A 15,488-nucleotide genomic window follows, 5' to 3' on the forward strand; every position below is an offset into this window, starting at 1 on the left:
TATGAGTGTATGGCACGGAAGAGCAATGGGTCACAGGCTTCAGTAGGGGTGATCGGCGGGAGCGGGTTGTATGACATTGAAGGGCTGAAAGGTGTGCGCGATGTGCGGATCCGGACCCCGTTCGGCTCGCCGTCGGATGCGATCCGCGTGGGACAGTTGGATGGCGTGTCCATCGCGTTCCTTTCCCGGCACGGTCGAGGCCATCGATTGAATCCCGGAGAAATTAACTATCGCGCAAACATCTATGCGATGAAATCGTTGGGTGTGCAGCGAATCATTTCTGTCAGCGCGGTTGGGAGCATGAAGGAGCTGATTGAGCCCGGCGACGTGGTGATCCCTGATCAGTTCATTGATCTCACGAAGCGGCGCGCCTCCACGTTTTTTGAAGGAGGCATCGTGGCGCATGTCGCCTTCGGAGAACCGATTTGTGCGTCGCTGGCCCAGGCGCTGGCGGTTGCGGGTGAAGGGGTTGGCGCGCACCTTCATCGCGGCGGCACGTATCTGTGCATGGAGGGGCCGCAGTTTTCGACCAAAGCAGAGTCACGGCTGTATCGGCAATGGGGCGTAGATGTGATCGGGATGACCAATATGCCGGAGGCGAAGTTGGCGCGCGAAGCCGAGCTCTGTTACGCGACGATGGCGCTGGCCACGGACTATGATTGTTGGCATGAGACGCAGGAGGCTGTGACGGTGGAGGCGATTCTGGCCACGCTCCACCACAACGTGGCTTTGGCCAAGCAGATGCTCAAGGCCGTCGTGCCGTCTGTGGCCGAGGCTCCAGCCTGTCCCTGCCATCGGGCGCTGGATAATGCGATCGTGACTGCTCCAGCGGGCATCTCGGCCGCAGTCCGGAAGAAGTTCGGGATTCTTACGCGGCGTGTCTTCGGGCCAAAGAAAGGAGCGCGGTAAACCATGGGGAAGTTACTAGTGGTGGGTTCGGTTGCGCTCGATACGGTGAAGACACCGTTTGGAGAGGGGACCGATATTCTTGGAGGGTCCGCGACGTATTTCTCGACGTCGGCCAGCTTTTTTACGTCGGTCGCGCTGATCGCTGTCGTGGGAGATGATTTCCCCGCCCAGCACATTGCGTTTCTCAAGAGTCGTGGAATTGATCTGACGGGGTTGGAGCAGCGACCTGGGGCGACGTTTCGGTGGAAGGGGGAATACTCGCATCAACTGAATGAGGCGAAGACGCTCGACACGAAGCTCAATGTGTTCGAAACCTTCCGTCCCAAGATTCCCGAGGCGTATCGTTCGCCCGATGTGCTGTTTCTAGGCAACATCGATCCCGAGCTGCAACTCGACGTCTTGCAGAAGGTCGAGCGCCCCGGCTTGGTCGCGTGCGACACGATGAATTTCTGGATCAACGGGAAGCGCGATGCCTTGTGGAAGGTCTTAGAGAAAATCGATATCCTGATCATCAATGACGGTGAGGCTCGCGCGCTGGGGCAAGATTCCAATCTGGTCAAGGTGGCCAAGCAAGTGTTGGCACGGGGCCCCAAGCATCTCATCATTAAGCGGGGGGAGTATGGCGTCCTGATGTTCAACGGGACGCAGGTGTTCGGCGCTCCCGCGTTTCCCCTGGAGGATGTGCGGGATCCCACTGGCGCCGGCGACACTTTTGCGGGCGGTTTCTTAGGCTATCTCGCCGCCACAGGAAATCGTTCTCCTGAGGCGATGAAGCAAGCCATCATCTTCGGGAGCGTGATGGCGTCTTTTACCGTAGAATCCTTTAGTCTTGACCGTTTACGTATCCTGGATTACAAAGAGATTCAGGCGCGCTTCCAGGAATTCAAGCGATTGACTCATTTTGAGGATGTGTCGTAATGCCTGAGGGTGAACCGATTTGTGGACGAGAGCTGGGACGAGAGCCTCAGTACGGGCGCAGCCTGCTCGTAGGGGTCTGTCTGCTCATCAGCGCCTGTGCGGCTACGGACGAGGCGATTCAGAAATCTCAGGGCCATTATCAGGAAGGCATCGCGTCGCTCAGCGGGGATCGGCAAAAAGCGTTCGTGTCGTTTCAGAAAGCCGTCCAGTTGAATCCGAAGAATAAAGAGGCGCGCTATGGCCTGGGCCATGTCTATGCGATTCAGGGGAAATTAGCCCTGGCTGAAGAAGAGTTTCGAACCGCCATCCAGATTGACGACGCCTATTCAGAAGCGCATACCTATCTGGGGCAAGTGCTGGCCAGCCAGGAGAAGTGGGATGAGGCGATCCGGTCTTACCGGGCCGCACTCGCCAATCCTCTCTATGCCACTCCGGATTTGGCGCGGTTCCATTTAGGCCGGGCATTGGCCCAACGGGGAGATTTCCAGGAGGCGATGGAGTCGTTGGAGGACGCGGTGGCCGCGAATCCGGCCAGTGTGCCTCCGGCATTGACCCATCTCGAACTGGGGCGCGTGTATTCCAAGTTGGGATATGCCGTCAAGGCGCGAGAGATTCTCAGTAAGGTGAAAGCGATGGATAAGGGCGGCGAGTATGCCGCGGCAGCAACAGAACTTTTGGCTCGGTTAAAGTAGTCGAGGGCGTATGGAATCGGTTGGTGAATTCTTTCGGCAGGTTCGTGAGACTAAGGGGCTGACCATCGATGAAGTCGCGGCGAAGACGCGCATTCGGTCAGATTTTGTCAAAGCCTTGGAGGATGGGAACTTTGCCAAGTTGCCCGATCAGGTCTTTGCAAGAGGGTTTGTTCGATCCTATGCGCGATCCCTGGGGCTCGACGAAGAAGATGCCATTCACCGGTTCGTCCAGTCAGCCGGGGCTTTTTATGAAAAGCAGGATGAGCGGGAGCGGTTGAAGGTTCGGCAGGTTGAAGAAGAGCGGAAGCGCCAAGCCAACCGGAAAGCGGTGGCGGTGGCGATCGGGATTGCGGTGTTGACGCTCATTTTCTTGCTGAGCCGTGAGCAATCGTCGGTTTTGCGACGCAGCACCTCCGAGCTGACGTCGAATAAGCGGAGCGCTCAGGCGACAAAGGAAGCTGTTGAGCCAAGCACCCACCAGGATCCAGAGCCTATTCCCATTCCAGCCAAGTCCAGTGAAGTCGTACCTCCAGCCCCCACGAAGCCTGCGGTGGAGGGGCGTGCAGCTGAACCGGCAGGAAGCCATGCTCCGGTGGTTGCATCGAAGCCTGAGCCGGATCTCGTTTCAACGGCCTCGCCTGGCACGGATGGCCCGCTTGGTGGCATTTCAATCGAAGGTACTGGGCAGTCTTCCGACGGACAATTGGTCCTGGATCTTGAGGCCAATGAATTGAGTTGGGTTGTGGTTCAGATCGACAGCGGGAGTCCGCAGGAGGCATTGCTGCGCCCGGGAGAGAAAGCTCATTGGAAAGGGCAGGATCAATTCGTCCTAACGTTGGGCAATGCCGGAGGCGTAAAAGCTGAACTCAATGGGAAGCCGCTTAAGCCATTTGGTCCAAGTGGGAAAGTGGCTCGCGATGTGGTGATCAAGCGGTAAGGCTGTAGTGTCGCTCATTCTGTTTCTCCTCAAGCGGAGTCCCGTCCATCAGGTCTCGTACCCACTTCCAAGTGTTCGCCCGCCATTGGCAGAGGCGATGACCAGAGCAGATTGGTCAGCCTCGATCTTTATTAGTTCTGGCATGGGGCAACAATGAGAGTTTGTGGCGCAAAGGTGTCACGACGAAGTCCAGTTGAGGATCTTGTCCGGATTGATCGCTGTAAGTGGCTCAAATAAGGCCTTTCATGTTGTGACTCTTGTGGCACGCCCCTTGATACATAGGCTGAACGTAACGAGGCGGAGGGAAGCGAGTTCAGGTGCTGTGAGTGGTCAAGAAGGAGTTGGATTTCTTGACAAGAAATGAGCGCGGTTGCTATAGTCCGCCCGTTTAAGTGCATTCTTTTGGTACAGGTATTCTAAAGCCAGCGGCCAGCGGCCTGTGGCCTGTGGCCGAGTTCACGTGTGGTGGGTTCAACACAAAGGAGGACGTGCGATGGGTTACTTCTCGAAGTTCTTGGGAATCACTGCAGCCCTGATGCTCATGTCTGTGACGGTGGCGGGAGCCGCGGAAAGAGATCCGTTGAAGCCCCGTGTTCCAGCCGATCAGATGAGCGATGCAAAGGCTATGAAGAATCCGGTTGCTTCGTCTCCGGAAAGCATTGCCAAGGGTAAGGCGTTGTTCGAGGGCAAAGGCACCTGCTTCAATTGCCATGGAAAAGAAGGCAAGGGCGATGGACCGGCCGGCGCGATTCTGGATCCGAGCCCCCGGGACTTCACCAACTGCAAGTTCCACAAGAAGCGGAAAGACGGCGAGTTGTTCTGGGTCATCAAGAATGGCAGCGCGGGCACCGGTATGGTGTCTTTGATCCCTGCCGCCATCAACGAAGAGGAAGCCTGGAACATCATCAACTACGAGCGGAGCTTCTGCAAGGGCGAGTAATTCCTTCAGAGGTTGCTGTGATTGAGAGAGAGGGGCGGGGGAGCGATCTCCCGCCCCTCTCGTTTTTTGTTGAGACCGGCCTGAGCTGACTGCGTTAGCGAGGCCGGCGTCTTCCACTCCAGCGGCACCGCTGTCCTAAAAATCCACGTCTAGTTACTCGTCACTGGTTCCATGAACTGTCGGGGGAAGGCCTTCGTTACGGATGGAAGCTGGTCGGCGGCTGTGCACCACGCTGGACCGGCTGGAAATGTCTTCTAGGTCAGATAGCAGATGATAGAGAGCTTACTCGCCTCGAATCGCTGCGAGTTTACTCAGCACCAGACCAGAGGACGGATCTGTCTGTTTGAGCGGGGGGGTGATGAGAGGGCGTTGATCACTGCTGAATTGAGTCTTCGCCGCCCAGCTAACTTTCTGGCTCACGTACGCGGCTACTTCTGCTAGGGTGACGGACCCATCGCGATTTGAGTCGCTCTCTCCTCGCAGCGCGCGGAGCAGGTAGTACGTCATCAGTCCATGGCGGTGTTTGTCGTCTTCGAGGCCCTTGCTGAGGCTATCGCTGCTGATGATGCGGATCATTGATGAACCTGCTGAGTCCCAGCGGGGAGGGAGGTTTTTTATTTTGGGGTCGCTATGGAGTCTCGACACCATCCCGTCAAATAGCAGAATGGTCTGTTTCGCCTTGAGTCGTGCCAGCGCCGCTTCAAGATCCTTCAGCGGATAGAGGCGCGAAGTCGCGGTCGGGCTCCCCTCGTAGGGAACCAGGAGCACGTCTCCTGTATGGTTCACCAGAGCCTGGCCGGCGAAGTACACAATGACCACAGCGTCCTTGGACATATGCGGCGGGAGCCAGTCCAGGAGAGCTTCGTCGATATCCGGGCGTAAGGCTTTCCAGTCTTGTAGGAGGCGCACATTGGATGAAGGAACTCCCCCCAGGGCCTGAAAGTAGTTGGACACCATCTCTGCATCGAGTGACGCGAACTTGCGGGGGAGGAGTTGCTGGTCTCGGTAGGATCCGATTCCGATCGAGATCAGGTAGGTGTTGGGTTGGCGGAATTCCGTGGTGGAGACGGGGATTTGATCCACGTCATCGGTTTTAATCCCGGTCGCTTGCATCACGACTGCCAACGTTTGTGATGGGGCCGCCTGGTGCGTGGCCGGTTCTTCGACCGTGACATGGAGTTCGGCTTTCTGCGGCTGCACGGAAGGCGGCAGAGTGGCCACAAACTCAATAGACTTGGTCTCTCCCGCTTGCAACGTCGGGACGGGAAGCACGGCTGACGGGAAATGCGTAATCAGCGCCTGACTGCCGGAGAGGGAGACGATGGCCTGCTGAATCGCCGTCGTGCCGACGTTCACAATATCAACGCGGACCCGGACGCGTTCACCGCCTTCCAAGACAAGGTTTCCATTTTCATCAAGGACCATCGCTTTAAAGCGGAGGGAAGAAGCCGCGGTCGCCGTTGCAGCCGGAGGCTGAGGCTTGCTTGTCGGGAGTCCCGCTGCAGGCTGGGGCAGCGTCGCCGGGGCGGAGGCCACTGCCGGCGCAGCCCCCTGGGTCGCTCCTCCGAAGGCTTGCCGAACATCCATCGAGACCTTCGCGGCAAAGTCGACAGAGGTGTCTTGGATAAATGGGTCGATGATGTAGTCGCAGTTGCGTTGGGTGGCCTCTAGGCGCAGTCGTTCTTGGCGTACGACCTTCACCTCGGATTCGCGCAAGACTTTCCCTGTGAGATCGTAGACCCGTGCGATGGCATTCAATTGAATATTCGCCGGGACGCGGTCGTAGACGTTGTCTTGCTGAAGTTTGAATGACCAATTCACCAGATCCACGCGCACCAGGGCTTCCGGAACTGCATCTTTGCTTCCGCCTCCTTCGTAGGAGACGGATTTGAATGTCCGATAGGCCCCTTCCACGAGAGCTTCTTCGAGTCGAGTTCCGAGCGGGACCTGCATGAGATGTCCGCATCCGTCGGTATACTCCGCCCGCAGATTTTTGATCGAAGCAGGGATTTCCAGCTTGACCGAGACGGGCAACGGATCACCCATTGGAGGAAACTCCAAGCGGCTCGCACATCCGACCCCAGTGATCAGGAAGAGCACCGTCAAGATGGTTCGAAGTGGCTTTCTGGGGGGGCTGGCGGGCATGGACAAGGAACCGTTCATGGAGTTCTCGCTCCGAGGGCTGGGGTTAATTTGGACGGGTCACCGTACCGGATTCAAAAGGTGAAAGCAACACGGAGCCGCCCATCTCTTGCGGCCTTGCGGCCACTCGATCTATGCTCGGTGCCCATGCTGACTCTGGGGCTTTCCAATATGCGCGATGCGGCAGCCGCCCTCGTCCAAGACGGGCGGATTGTGGCGGCTGCGGAAGAGGAACGGTTCGTTCGCATCAAGCATGTGTCCGCCTTGCCCGTTCATGCGATTCGATACTGCCTGAAAGAAGCCGGACTTCGTCTCTGCGATCTCGACGCGGTGGCGGTGCCGTGGAAGTATTGGGAAGTCGGCGCGCGCGCAAGGTTAGCGTTCAGCGCGATGTTCCGCTCGCCCGAACTGTTTCGAGAGAAGGGCCGGCGGTCGATTGAGCGTCTGCGTCAGGAGTGGTGGGAACTGGCCTGGATGCGACGGAAGCTGAGTGAGCAGATCGACGGGACGCCATGCCCGCCTGTCACGTTCCTCGATCATCACATGTGCCATGCTGCCAGCGCGTTTCTGGTCTCCCCATTTGAACAAGCGGCAGTCATGGTTGTCGACGGAGCCTCTGAGTCGCATTCGACCATGGTGGCGATGGCCGGCCGGCAACAGATTCAAGCGATCAGGCGCACGCCGCTTCCTCATTCCCTCGGCCAATTCTATGCTGCCATGACCGCATTTCTGGGGTTCAAGCCGGACCGCGATGAGTACATCGTGATGGGGCTGGCGGCGTATGGAGAGCCGCGTTATGCCGAGACCATTCGCCGACATATCCTTCGGCTGGTTCCCGACGGAACCTTTACACTGAATACCACGTTGCTGGATTTCCATCTGGCGCGTGTCGGGATCTTTGTTCCCGGGTTGATCTCCTTGCTGGGGGCGGCGCGGCTACCGGACGAGGAGGTGATGCAGCGACATCGCGATCTGGCCGCGAGCGTGCAGCTGGTGTTAGAGGAAGTCTTGCTGGCCTTGGCCCGCGCGCTTCGCATGAACACGAAGGCTGATCAACTCTGCCTCGCGGGCGGAGTGGCCTACAATTGTGTCGCCAATAGTCGACTGTGTCGGGAGGCGGGCTTTCGCGAAATCTATATTCCTCCCGCCGCCGGTGACTCCGGTGCCGCGATGGGTGCCGCGTTGTGGCACACGTTTCGGCGCGGGGCAATGACTCAGCGTCCGGTCATGACGACGGCCTATTGGGGGCCGCAGTTCAGTGAAATGGATTGTCAGACGACATTGCGGCGAGCGGGGTTACAGGCTCAGCGGTTAGGCGATGCGGCGTTGTGCGACCTCGTGGCCCAGGAGCTCTCAAACGGCAAATTAGTCTTCTGGTTCCAGGGGCGGATGGAGTGGGGGCCGCGGGCGTTGGGCAATCGCAGCCTGCTGGCCGATCCGCGCCGGGAGGACATTCGCGCGCTCATCAATGCCAAGGTCAAACAGCGTGAATTATTCCGTCCCTTTGCGCCCTCCGTGCTGGCAGAAGAAGCGGACGCGTATTTCGATGTGCCGGCCCCTTCTCCATTTATGATGTTGACGGTCTCTGTGAAGCCTAGTGCGAAAGGCATTATCCCGGCGGTGGTGCATGTGGACGGGTCGGCGCGAGTTCAAACGGTCGATCGGCAAGCCAATCCCCTCTTTCATCAATTGCTGCAGGCCTTCGCCCGGCGGACCGGGGTCCCGGTTCTCCTCAACACCTCCTTTAATGTGCAGGAGCCGATCGTCTGTTCGCCGGAAGAAGCGGTTCGCTGCTTCCAGCGCACCGAGGTCGATTGGCTGGTATTGGGGAACCTGCTTGTGGCAAATCAGGCCGGTTCCCGCCTGCTATGAAACGCTCGCGTCGGAATGGTATGCCGGCGAGCTCAGGTCAGGGACCCGCCATTCGCACTTCGGCATTGAATGCCCTTCTGCTTCTGATCATTGCGAACTTTGCGCTCCAGCCGTTGACCGAGCCGGACTTTGGCTGGCATTTGCGGACCGGATTGGATTGGCTCATGACCGGAGGGCATCTGCCGTCGCTCGATCCCTACTCGCACACGATGCCGGATTGGCCCTGGGTGGAGCATGCGTGGCTGACTGATCTCGTGCTCGGGTGGCTCTACAGCTCCGGAGGTCCCGCCGGGGGCCTGCTTGTCATCGCGTTCTTCGGTCTCGTCACAGCTGCGGCCTGGATCATTGCGGCGCGGACCGGGCAGGCGATCTGGCCGCTTCGCCTGGCGGCCTGCGCCTTGTCCTTATGGGTGGCACTGCCGTTTCTGGGGGCGCGTACGCAAGTGGTGACCTTGCTTGGTGTGGCGGTGGTCCTGATGGTGCTTGATCGGTTGCGACAAGGTGCAAGCTGGATGGTCTGGATCCTCCCGCCGCTGTTTCTTTTCTGGGCCAATCTGCACGGCGGATTTACGGCGGGGCTCTTTCTCGTGGCGGTCGTGGTCGGGTTGAATTGGTGTGTGGCCATGATTGTTCGTGTGCGGTTTGATGTGGTTGGAAGGTTGGATGAGTGGCATCTGCCTTCGGCTGATCTGTGGCGGCTGACGCTGGCTACCGGGCTTGCCGGTCTGGTGACGCTTCTGAATCCCTATGGCTGGCGGCTCCACCAAGAAATTATGGATTCGCTGGCGAATCACTTTATGGTGGCGACGCTCCAGGAATGGCAGCCGCCTTCCCTGGAGACCTTGGCTGGCCGACTGTTTGGTGTTTATCTGGGGGGACTGACGGTTGCGGTGGTGCTTTGGTATCGGCGACTTGAGCCCGTGCGCATTGGAGTGTTATTGGCATTTCTCTTCGTAGCCTGCCGGCATCTGCGGAACATCCCGCTTTTCTTGATCGTGAGTCTCCCTCTCGCCGTTGAGTTGCTACAAATTGGGTGTGACCGGATAATTTCGGTCCTGAAGCTACAGCAGCGTGGATCGGCACAGTGGGCGATGGGCATCACGGGGGCACTGGCCTGCTTGCTGATCGTTCTCGGTCCCGATCATGTGAGAGCGGTGTGGCGGTTCGGAGCGAACCCTGACGTCGCATTTCGCCAAACGTCCTATCCTATTGAAGCGGTCCAGTGGATTCGCGCCCATCGCGATCGCTTGGGGACCAGACCGGTCCACGACTATCAGTATGGCGGCTTTCTGCTGTGGCAGCTGCCGGGACTCAAGACATTTATTGATGGGCGGATGCCGGCCTGGCAAATCGGAGATCGGTGGATCTTCAAGGATTATGTCGATCTTCTTTCGGCACCGGTTCCTCGGACGGATCTCCTCGACAAATACGCGGTGGATTGGGCGTTGCTGAAACGAGGGACGGCGCTTGCGGCTCTGTTGGCCGCGACGCCGGGGTGGAGCCACGAATACGAGGATATGAAGGTGGTGATTTATACGAGGGGGAAGTTTCCGGCTGAGGGCGCTACTCCGTGATCGGGGAAGAATTACTGAGGGAGGCGACAGCGTCTGGTGCCGCAAGCGGAGAGTAGTATCCTCTGGCCGCGTTCCGGTGAATGATGGTGAATTCACGGAGCATGGCGATGCTATCCCGAACGAGCCGCACCTTCGATCCCGGTTGATCGGCCCAATTCACGGGAACTTCGGCGATCCGATAGCCGCGCTGCTGAGCGATGAACAAGAGTTCAAGGTCAAAGCCGTAGCCATTGATGGTCGACACGGAGAAAAGATCGCGAGCGACTGATCGTTCGAATAGTTTGAATCCGCATTGCGTATCGCCGATTCCACGAATTCCTCCCAAGCGGACCATCGCGTTGAAGCAGCCGCCCAGGATGCTCCGGTGCCAGCGGGCGTTCACTTCGAATCCTCGCTGCCGGGAGGCCAGGCTCCGTGAACCGATGGCCACGTCGGCGCCGTTCCTGATGGCTTGTTCGAGCCGGTCGAGTTCCGTAATGGCGGTGGCCCCGTCGGCGTCAGTGAATAGCTGCAGCCGGCCTCGTGCGGCCAGCATGCCCTGCCTGACGGCCCCGCCTTTTCCCATGCAGGTCGGGAGCGGAATCACCCGTAACGCCGGGTCGGTTTTGGCAAAGCTACGGACGACTTTGATCGTGTCGTCCTGGCTGCCGTCATCAACGACGATGATTTCATAGGAGCGGTCTTGTCGGGAAAGCGAGTCGTGAATCGAGCGTAGATGGGGGAGTATACGCGTGGCTTCGTTGTGGGCTGGGATGACGATGGAGAGATCCAGTACTCTGTAGAATTCTTCCTGCGTCACCGGATCTTCCCCTTCGCGTCCTGCGTGGAAGTACCCTTGAAGTGATGCCACGGTAAAGGACTCTGTGCGCGATTTCAAGTGGGGCCGATCGACCCTAAGAGGACTTGACAGATCTGCAGAGGGGGAGCGAACGTATACTTAAGTGAGGGTCGATATATTACCATCCACTTGAGCCTGGAGGTGCCTCATGCACAATCTGGTTCGCGGTGCCGCTCTTCTGACAGTGTGTGTGCTCGTTGCCGCCTGTGCAAACGCGGTTCCTCCGAGTCGCATGGGCCACTATCTCAAGTTTGACCAACCCTCAGCCCCTGAATCGCTCCTCAAAACGGAGCCGCGTCCGTTAAAAGCCGGTTTGGTGCTCGTGCCGGATGAGCCGGATCAAACTGCCGCAGCCGTGTTACCCGAAGAGGCGCTCGTGCGATTAGGGGATACGCTCAAGCAGGATATTGCGCGGGTCTTACCTGTGACCGTGACCGAGGTATTTTCGGCGGGAGGGGTGCGTCCTCAGGATCAAGGCGGAGATCTCACCCGACTGGTCGATCTGGCGAAGAGTAAGGGTTTGGATTATTTGGCGGTGGTGGTGGTCTCGAGCGCAGAGCAGGAATATCCCGTCACGCTCTTCCTGGGATGGACCTCGCATGCGCAGCCGGGCTACCGACGGGATAATTGGTCGCTCTTGGAGTTTGCGTTGATCGAGGTCAAGTCCGGCAAGGCGGTCATGCAGGCCGAGGGGCGAGGATGGGCGACGTTGGATCGCCCCACAGCCCCGGGGATCAATCAATGGTACCCGGTCGTCTATCTCAGGCCGCAGGAGCCTGAGCGGCGGATCTGGCCGCCAACTTATGAAGGAGCTCCCAATACCTTGCGCGTGGTATCGTTTGAGCAAGCCGAGAAACGGCTTGCATTGAAGCTTCAGAACTCCTGGCTGGGTCAGCTGGAAGCCGATGCGGCGGCTCGCCGAAGCAGTTGAGTCTTATGGCTGGCTCGTCACGTCTGGCGTTCATGTCTTTCGGCAAGTCCTCTTCAGGTCGCTGTATAGGCAGCCTGAAGAGGACTTTTCCTCTTTGAAGCCCAAGGAATGATTAGTGTAAGATGTACCGTTCGGTCGGTCGCTACCCAGCTGGTTACCGATCAGAGTGAGGTGTCTTGTGAGTTCAACCGTCGGGAGGAACTGAGCATGGTCTATCGGAGTCAGCAGGCGACCAAGTTTGTGATTGGTTGTGGGCTTGTACTTGCGGCCACGGTCGCAGGCGGGTTGATCGGAGCCCCCGCTGCATTGGCGGCAGGCGTTCCTCCGGCATTTACCCAAGGTTTTTCTGAGATCGTCAAGAAAGTGACCCCTGCGGTTGTGAATATCGCCGTGACAGGCGGTGGCGGGGAAGGTGGTCGTCGCCGGGGCGGGCTTCCCCCCGGACCGTTCGGCGGACCTCCTGGTGGTGGTGAAGAGCCGGGTGGAGGAGATCTTCCGACGCCGCCTCCGATGCCGCCGGGCCCTCCAGGGGGGCATGGACGACCTGAGCAGAGTGCCGGGTCGGGGGTCATTCTGGATCCTAATGGCTATATCGTCACGAACAACCACGTGGTCGAAGGTGCGACACAGATTACGGTGACGCTGAGTGATCGGCGGGAGTTCACGGCCAAGACCGTGGGAACCGATCCGAAGACCGATTTGGCGGTGATCAAGATCGAGGCGAAGGACCTGCCTTCACTGAAATGGGCCGACTACGACAAGCTAGCCGTGGGAGATTTGGTGTTGGCCGTCGGCAGTCCGTTCGGGCTGAGTTCTACCGTGACATTGGGCATCATCAGTGCGTTGGGCCGCGGGAACGTGGGCATCGCCGACTACGAAGATTTTATTCAGACCGACGCGGCGATCAATCCGGGTAACTCCGGCGGGGCGCTGGTCAACATGAACGGCGAATTGATGGGTATCAATACCGCCATTTTCTCCCGCACCGGTGGTTCAGAGGGAATCGGGTTTGCCATTCCCAGCAGCATTGCGGTGGATATTGTCGACAGCCTTCAAAAAACCGGCAAAGTCGTCCGCGGCTGGATGGGCGTGGCGATTCAGGAAATTACGCCGGCCTTGGCCAAGTCGTTTAAGTTGCCGGAGCAACGCAAGGGCGTGCTCATCAGCGACGTGAATGAAAATGGACCGTCGGCTGCCGCCGGAATGAAGCGCGGCGACGTGGTCATCGCGTTCAACGGTAAGGAAGTTCAAAGCGTGAGCCAGCTGCGTAATCTGGTGGCGCGGACCATGGTAGGCAAAGATGCCCAAGTGAAAGTCCTGCGCGACGGGAAAGAGCAAACCATCTCCGTGAAGGTCGCTGAACGGCCGTCCGACGAGTTGCTGGCCAAGAAGGATGCGGCTCCACCCAAGGAACAGGGTGAGACGATCAAGTTGCCGGACAATGTGCTGGCGTCGCTCAAGATTCAAGCGTTGGACAATGCGATCATGAGCCAGCTGAACATCCCGGCCAAGACGACGGGCGTGGTCGTCACAAGCGTGGAGCCGGGCGGTCAGGCCGAAGCGGCGGGATTGCAGCGTGGAGACATCATTCAGGAGGTCAATCACGAGACCGTCAAGACCGTGGACGACTTTCTGAAGGCTGCGAACAAGATCAAGAAAGACGAATTGGCCGTGCTGCTGGTGAATCGGCAGGGCAATAGCCTGTTCGTGGCAGTCAATCCAAAGTAGATGAGTATGCGGCGCCGGTGATCAGGTGTGATCCGGCGCCGCATCGTTCTGTACGATGAGGGCGCGGTGCTGAACGATTTCAACCGGTGGTTGCAAGACTCGGTCTTCAAGCCTCTGGAAGACAAAAAAATGCCGGTCATGGAGCACCTGGTGGAGCTCCAGGTCCGGCTCACACGCGCCGTCATCGTGACGGCGATCGTGTTTGTCGTCACGTTTTTCTACGCCGATGCCCTTGTGAAGTGGCTCCGCATCCCCCTCCAGAATATGTTTGTGCCCAGCACGTTGTCCTGGGAGCCGACGGACCTGCCAACGGTCCCGTTTGTCTTTCTGGCTCCCGGTGAAGCCCTCTGGCAGAACGTCAAAGTGGCGGGTTTGTTCGCCGTGGTGCTGGCGACGCCGTATATTCTCTTGGAGTTTTGGCAGTTTGTCGTACCGGGGCTGCACGTGCAGGAGCGTCGTTTTGTCGGCCCCTTCGTCATGTTGAGCACGCTGGCGTTTCTGGCCGGAGTGACCTTCTCATTTTTCTTTGTGCTGCCCTTCGCCTTGAATTTTCTCATTTCATACGGCGTGAATGCCGGCTTTATTCCCCAGTTGTCGATCGCCCAGTATGTCGGTTTCGCCCTGTGGTTTTTGCTCGTCTTCGGGCTGATCTTCGAAGTGCCGCTGGCGATTACGCTGATGGCCAAGCTAGGCTGGGTCGATGCGCCGTTTCTGCGGCGCTATCGAAAATGGGCGCTGCTGGGGGCCTTTATCATTGCCGCCATTCTCACGCCGACGCCCGATCCCTTCAACCAGTGCCTCATGGCGTTGCCCATGTATGTCTTTTATGAAGTCGGCATCATCAGCGCCGGCTTCTTCAATAAGAAGAAACCGGCGCCGGAAGAAGCCGACGCCGCGGATGTGCCGCCGCTGACGCCGGCGACCGTGCCGGCCGGTGCCGCGCGCATGTCGAAGTCCGGCGACAGCGAGTATGTTGGAGTGCCGAGCGGGAATCCCCGTCGATAACCGAAGCCTGAGGCTTCATGTCATATAGAAGGACACACTATGGCCCGTGAACTGAATGTCATTCAACCGTCCGCATCCGGGGGAAGCGATGCCTGCACCTACATGTGGGCCTGCGCGATTTGTGACGAGAACGAATCTTGTCAGAAGGATAAAGAAGGCCATAGCCGATGGCTCGTCGCCAAGCGGATGGAGCGCATCGAGTACAAAGTGCTGATCATGAGCAACAAGGGCGGTGTGGGGAAGAGTACCTGCACGACCAACCTCGCGGTCAGCCTGGCACTCAAGGGCTGGCACGTGGGCATCTGCGACATGGACATTCATGGGCCGAACATTCCGAAGATGGTCGGGGCAGAAGGACAGAAGCTCAAGATCAGCACCTCAGGCGGCATCATTCCTTTTCAGGCCTATAACCTGAAAATCGCTTCCATGTCGTTCCTGCTCCAGAATCCTGATGACCCCATCATCTGGCGCGACGCGTACAAGTATGAATTCATCAATCAGCTGTTGGGCGGCGTGGAGTGGCAGGATCTGAACTTTCTGTTCATCGATTTGCCGCCGGGGACCGGCAACGAATCGGTCACGACGATCGACCTGCTCGGCAATGTGAGCGGCGCGGTCATTATCACGACACCGCAGGAAGTCGCCCTGTTGGATTCGCGCAAGTCGGTGACGTTCTGCAAAGACAGTGAAGTGCCGATCATCGGTATCGTGGAAAACATGAGCGGTCTGGAGTGTCCGCATTGTCATCAGAATATCGAAGTGTTCAGGAAGGGCGGGGGGGAAGCTTCCGCCAACGACATGGGTGTGCCGTTCCTTGGGCGGATTCCGCTCGATCCCGATGTCGTGATGCAGTCGGATGCGGGCGAGCCGTTTGCGATGTTCAATTCCGATACGGCGACGGCTGAGTGCTATCACAATATCGCCAATCAGATCGAAGCGTTTTGCAAGAAGAGCGGGTCGCTGGTAAAAGTGGCGCCGCGGCACGCGCCACATTGAGATGGG

General features: G+C 58.5%; 13 protein-coding genes. 11 read left to right on the plus strand and 2 right to left on the minus strand.

Features of this window, described 5'->3' with window-relative positions:
- Nucleotides 1-9 precede the first annotated feature (9 nt).
- The 5 genes from mtnP to Q7U39_05735 all read left to right on the plus strand — a co-directional run bounded on the left by mtnP (nt 10) and on the right by Q7U39_05735 (nt 4,396).
- Entirely contained in the window at nt 10-909 is a 900-nt protein-coding gene (gene mtnP / locus Q7U39_05715) for an S-methyl-5'-thioadenosine phosphorylase (protein ID MDO9117431.1), read from the plus strand.
- Between the two features lie 3 nt (nt 910-912).
- Complete coding sequence (locus Q7U39_05720; GenBank protein ID MDO9117432.1) at nt 913-1,827, plus strand: PfkB family carbohydrate kinase; 915 nt, start codon at nt 913-915, stop codon at nt 1,825-1,827.
- Nucleotides 1,827-2,519 (plus strand): tetratricopeptide repeat protein, encoded by a 693-nt coding sequence (locus Q7U39_05725; GenBank protein ID MDO9117433.1) that lies wholly within the window; start codon nt 1,827-1,829, stop codon nt 2,517-2,519. Before Q7U39_05720 ends, Q7U39_05725 begins: the two co-directional genes overlap by 1 nt.
- A gap of 10 nt (nt 2,520-2,529) precedes the next feature.
- Nucleotides 2,530-3,456 (plus strand): DUF4115 domain-containing protein, encoded by a 927-nt coding sequence (locus Q7U39_05730; GenBank protein ID MDO9117434.1) that lies wholly within the window; start codon nt 2,530-2,532, stop codon nt 3,454-3,456.
- A 493-nt stretch (nt 3,457-3,949) separates the two neighbouring features.
- Nucleotides 3,950-4,396, plus strand: a complete 447-nt coding sequence (locus Q7U39_05735) for a cytochrome c (GenBank protein ID MDO9117435.1) — start codon at nt 3,950-3,952, stop codon at nt 4,394-4,396.
- 282 nt (nt 4,397-4,678) lie between these two features.
- Here the strand turns inward: Q7U39_05735 and Q7U39_05740 are convergent, their stop codons facing one another.
- A complete protein-coding gene (locus Q7U39_05740; protein MDO9117436.1) occupies nt 4,679-6,442 on the minus strand; it encodes a caspase family protein in 1,764 nt (587 codons plus the stop codon).
- A gap of 243 nt (nt 6,443-6,685) precedes the next feature.
- Between Q7U39_05740 and Q7U39_05745 the strand changes: the two genes are divergently transcribed.
- The gene (locus Q7U39_05745; GenBank protein ID MDO9117437.1) at nt 6,686-8,410 is read left to right on the plus strand and encodes a carbamoyltransferase C-terminal domain-containing protein; all 1,725 of its coding nucleotides are present in this window, start codon (nt 6,686-6,688) and stop codon (nt 8,408-8,410) included.
- Between the two features lie 20 nt (nt 8,411-8,430).
- Nucleotides 8,431-9,984, plus strand: coding sequence for a hypothetical protein (locus Q7U39_05750; protein ID MDO9117438.1), 1,554 nt, complete (start codon nt 8,431-8,433; stop codon nt 9,982-9,984).
- On the opposite strand, the gene Q7U39_05755 is transcribed toward Q7U39_05750, so the two are convergent.
- The gene (locus tag Q7U39_05755) at nt 9,974-10,834 is read right to left on the minus strand and encodes a glycosyltransferase family 2 protein (GenBank protein MDO9117439.1); all 861 of its coding nucleotides are present in this window, start codon (nt 10,832-10,834) and stop codon (nt 9,974-9,976) included. The genes Q7U39_05750 and Q7U39_05755 overlap by 11 nt on opposite strands.
- Before the next feature lie 136 nt (nt 10,835-10,970).
- On the opposite strand from Q7U39_05755, the gene Q7U39_05760 reads away from it, so the two are divergent.
- The 4 genes from Q7U39_05760 (at nt 10,971) to Q7U39_05775 (ending at nt 15,482) form a co-directional block, all read left to right on the plus strand.
- Nucleotides 10,971-11,753 carry a hypothetical protein gene (locus Q7U39_05760; GenBank protein MDO9117440.1) on the plus strand — a complete coding sequence of 261 codons (783 nt, stop codon included), beginning with the start codon at nt 10,971-10,973 and terminating at the stop codon, nt 11,751-11,753.
- A 207-nt stretch (nt 11,754-11,960) separates the two neighbouring features.
- Complete coding sequence (locus Q7U39_05765) at nt 11,961-13,481, plus strand: Do family serine endopeptidase (GenBank protein ID MDO9117441.1); 1,521 nt, start codon at nt 11,961-11,963, stop codon at nt 13,479-13,481.
- Between the two features lie 27 nt (nt 13,482-13,508).
- Complete coding sequence (tatC, locus tag Q7U39_05770; protein MDO9117442.1) at nt 13,509-14,486, plus strand: twin-arginine translocase subunit TatC; 978 nt, start codon at nt 13,509-13,511, stop codon at nt 14,484-14,486.
- A 39-nt stretch (nt 14,487-14,525) separates the two neighbouring features.
- Entirely contained in the window at nt 14,526-15,482 is a 957-nt protein-coding gene (locus tag Q7U39_05775) for an Mrp/NBP35 family ATP-binding protein (protein ID MDO9117443.1), read from the plus strand.
- Nucleotides 15,483-15,488: the final 6 nt, after the last annotated feature.

The sequence above is a fragment of the Nitrospira sp. genome, from assembly GCA_030653545.1.
Taxonomy (GTDB): domain Bacteria; phylum Nitrospirota; class Nitrospiria; order Nitrospirales; family Nitrospiraceae; genus Nitrospira_D.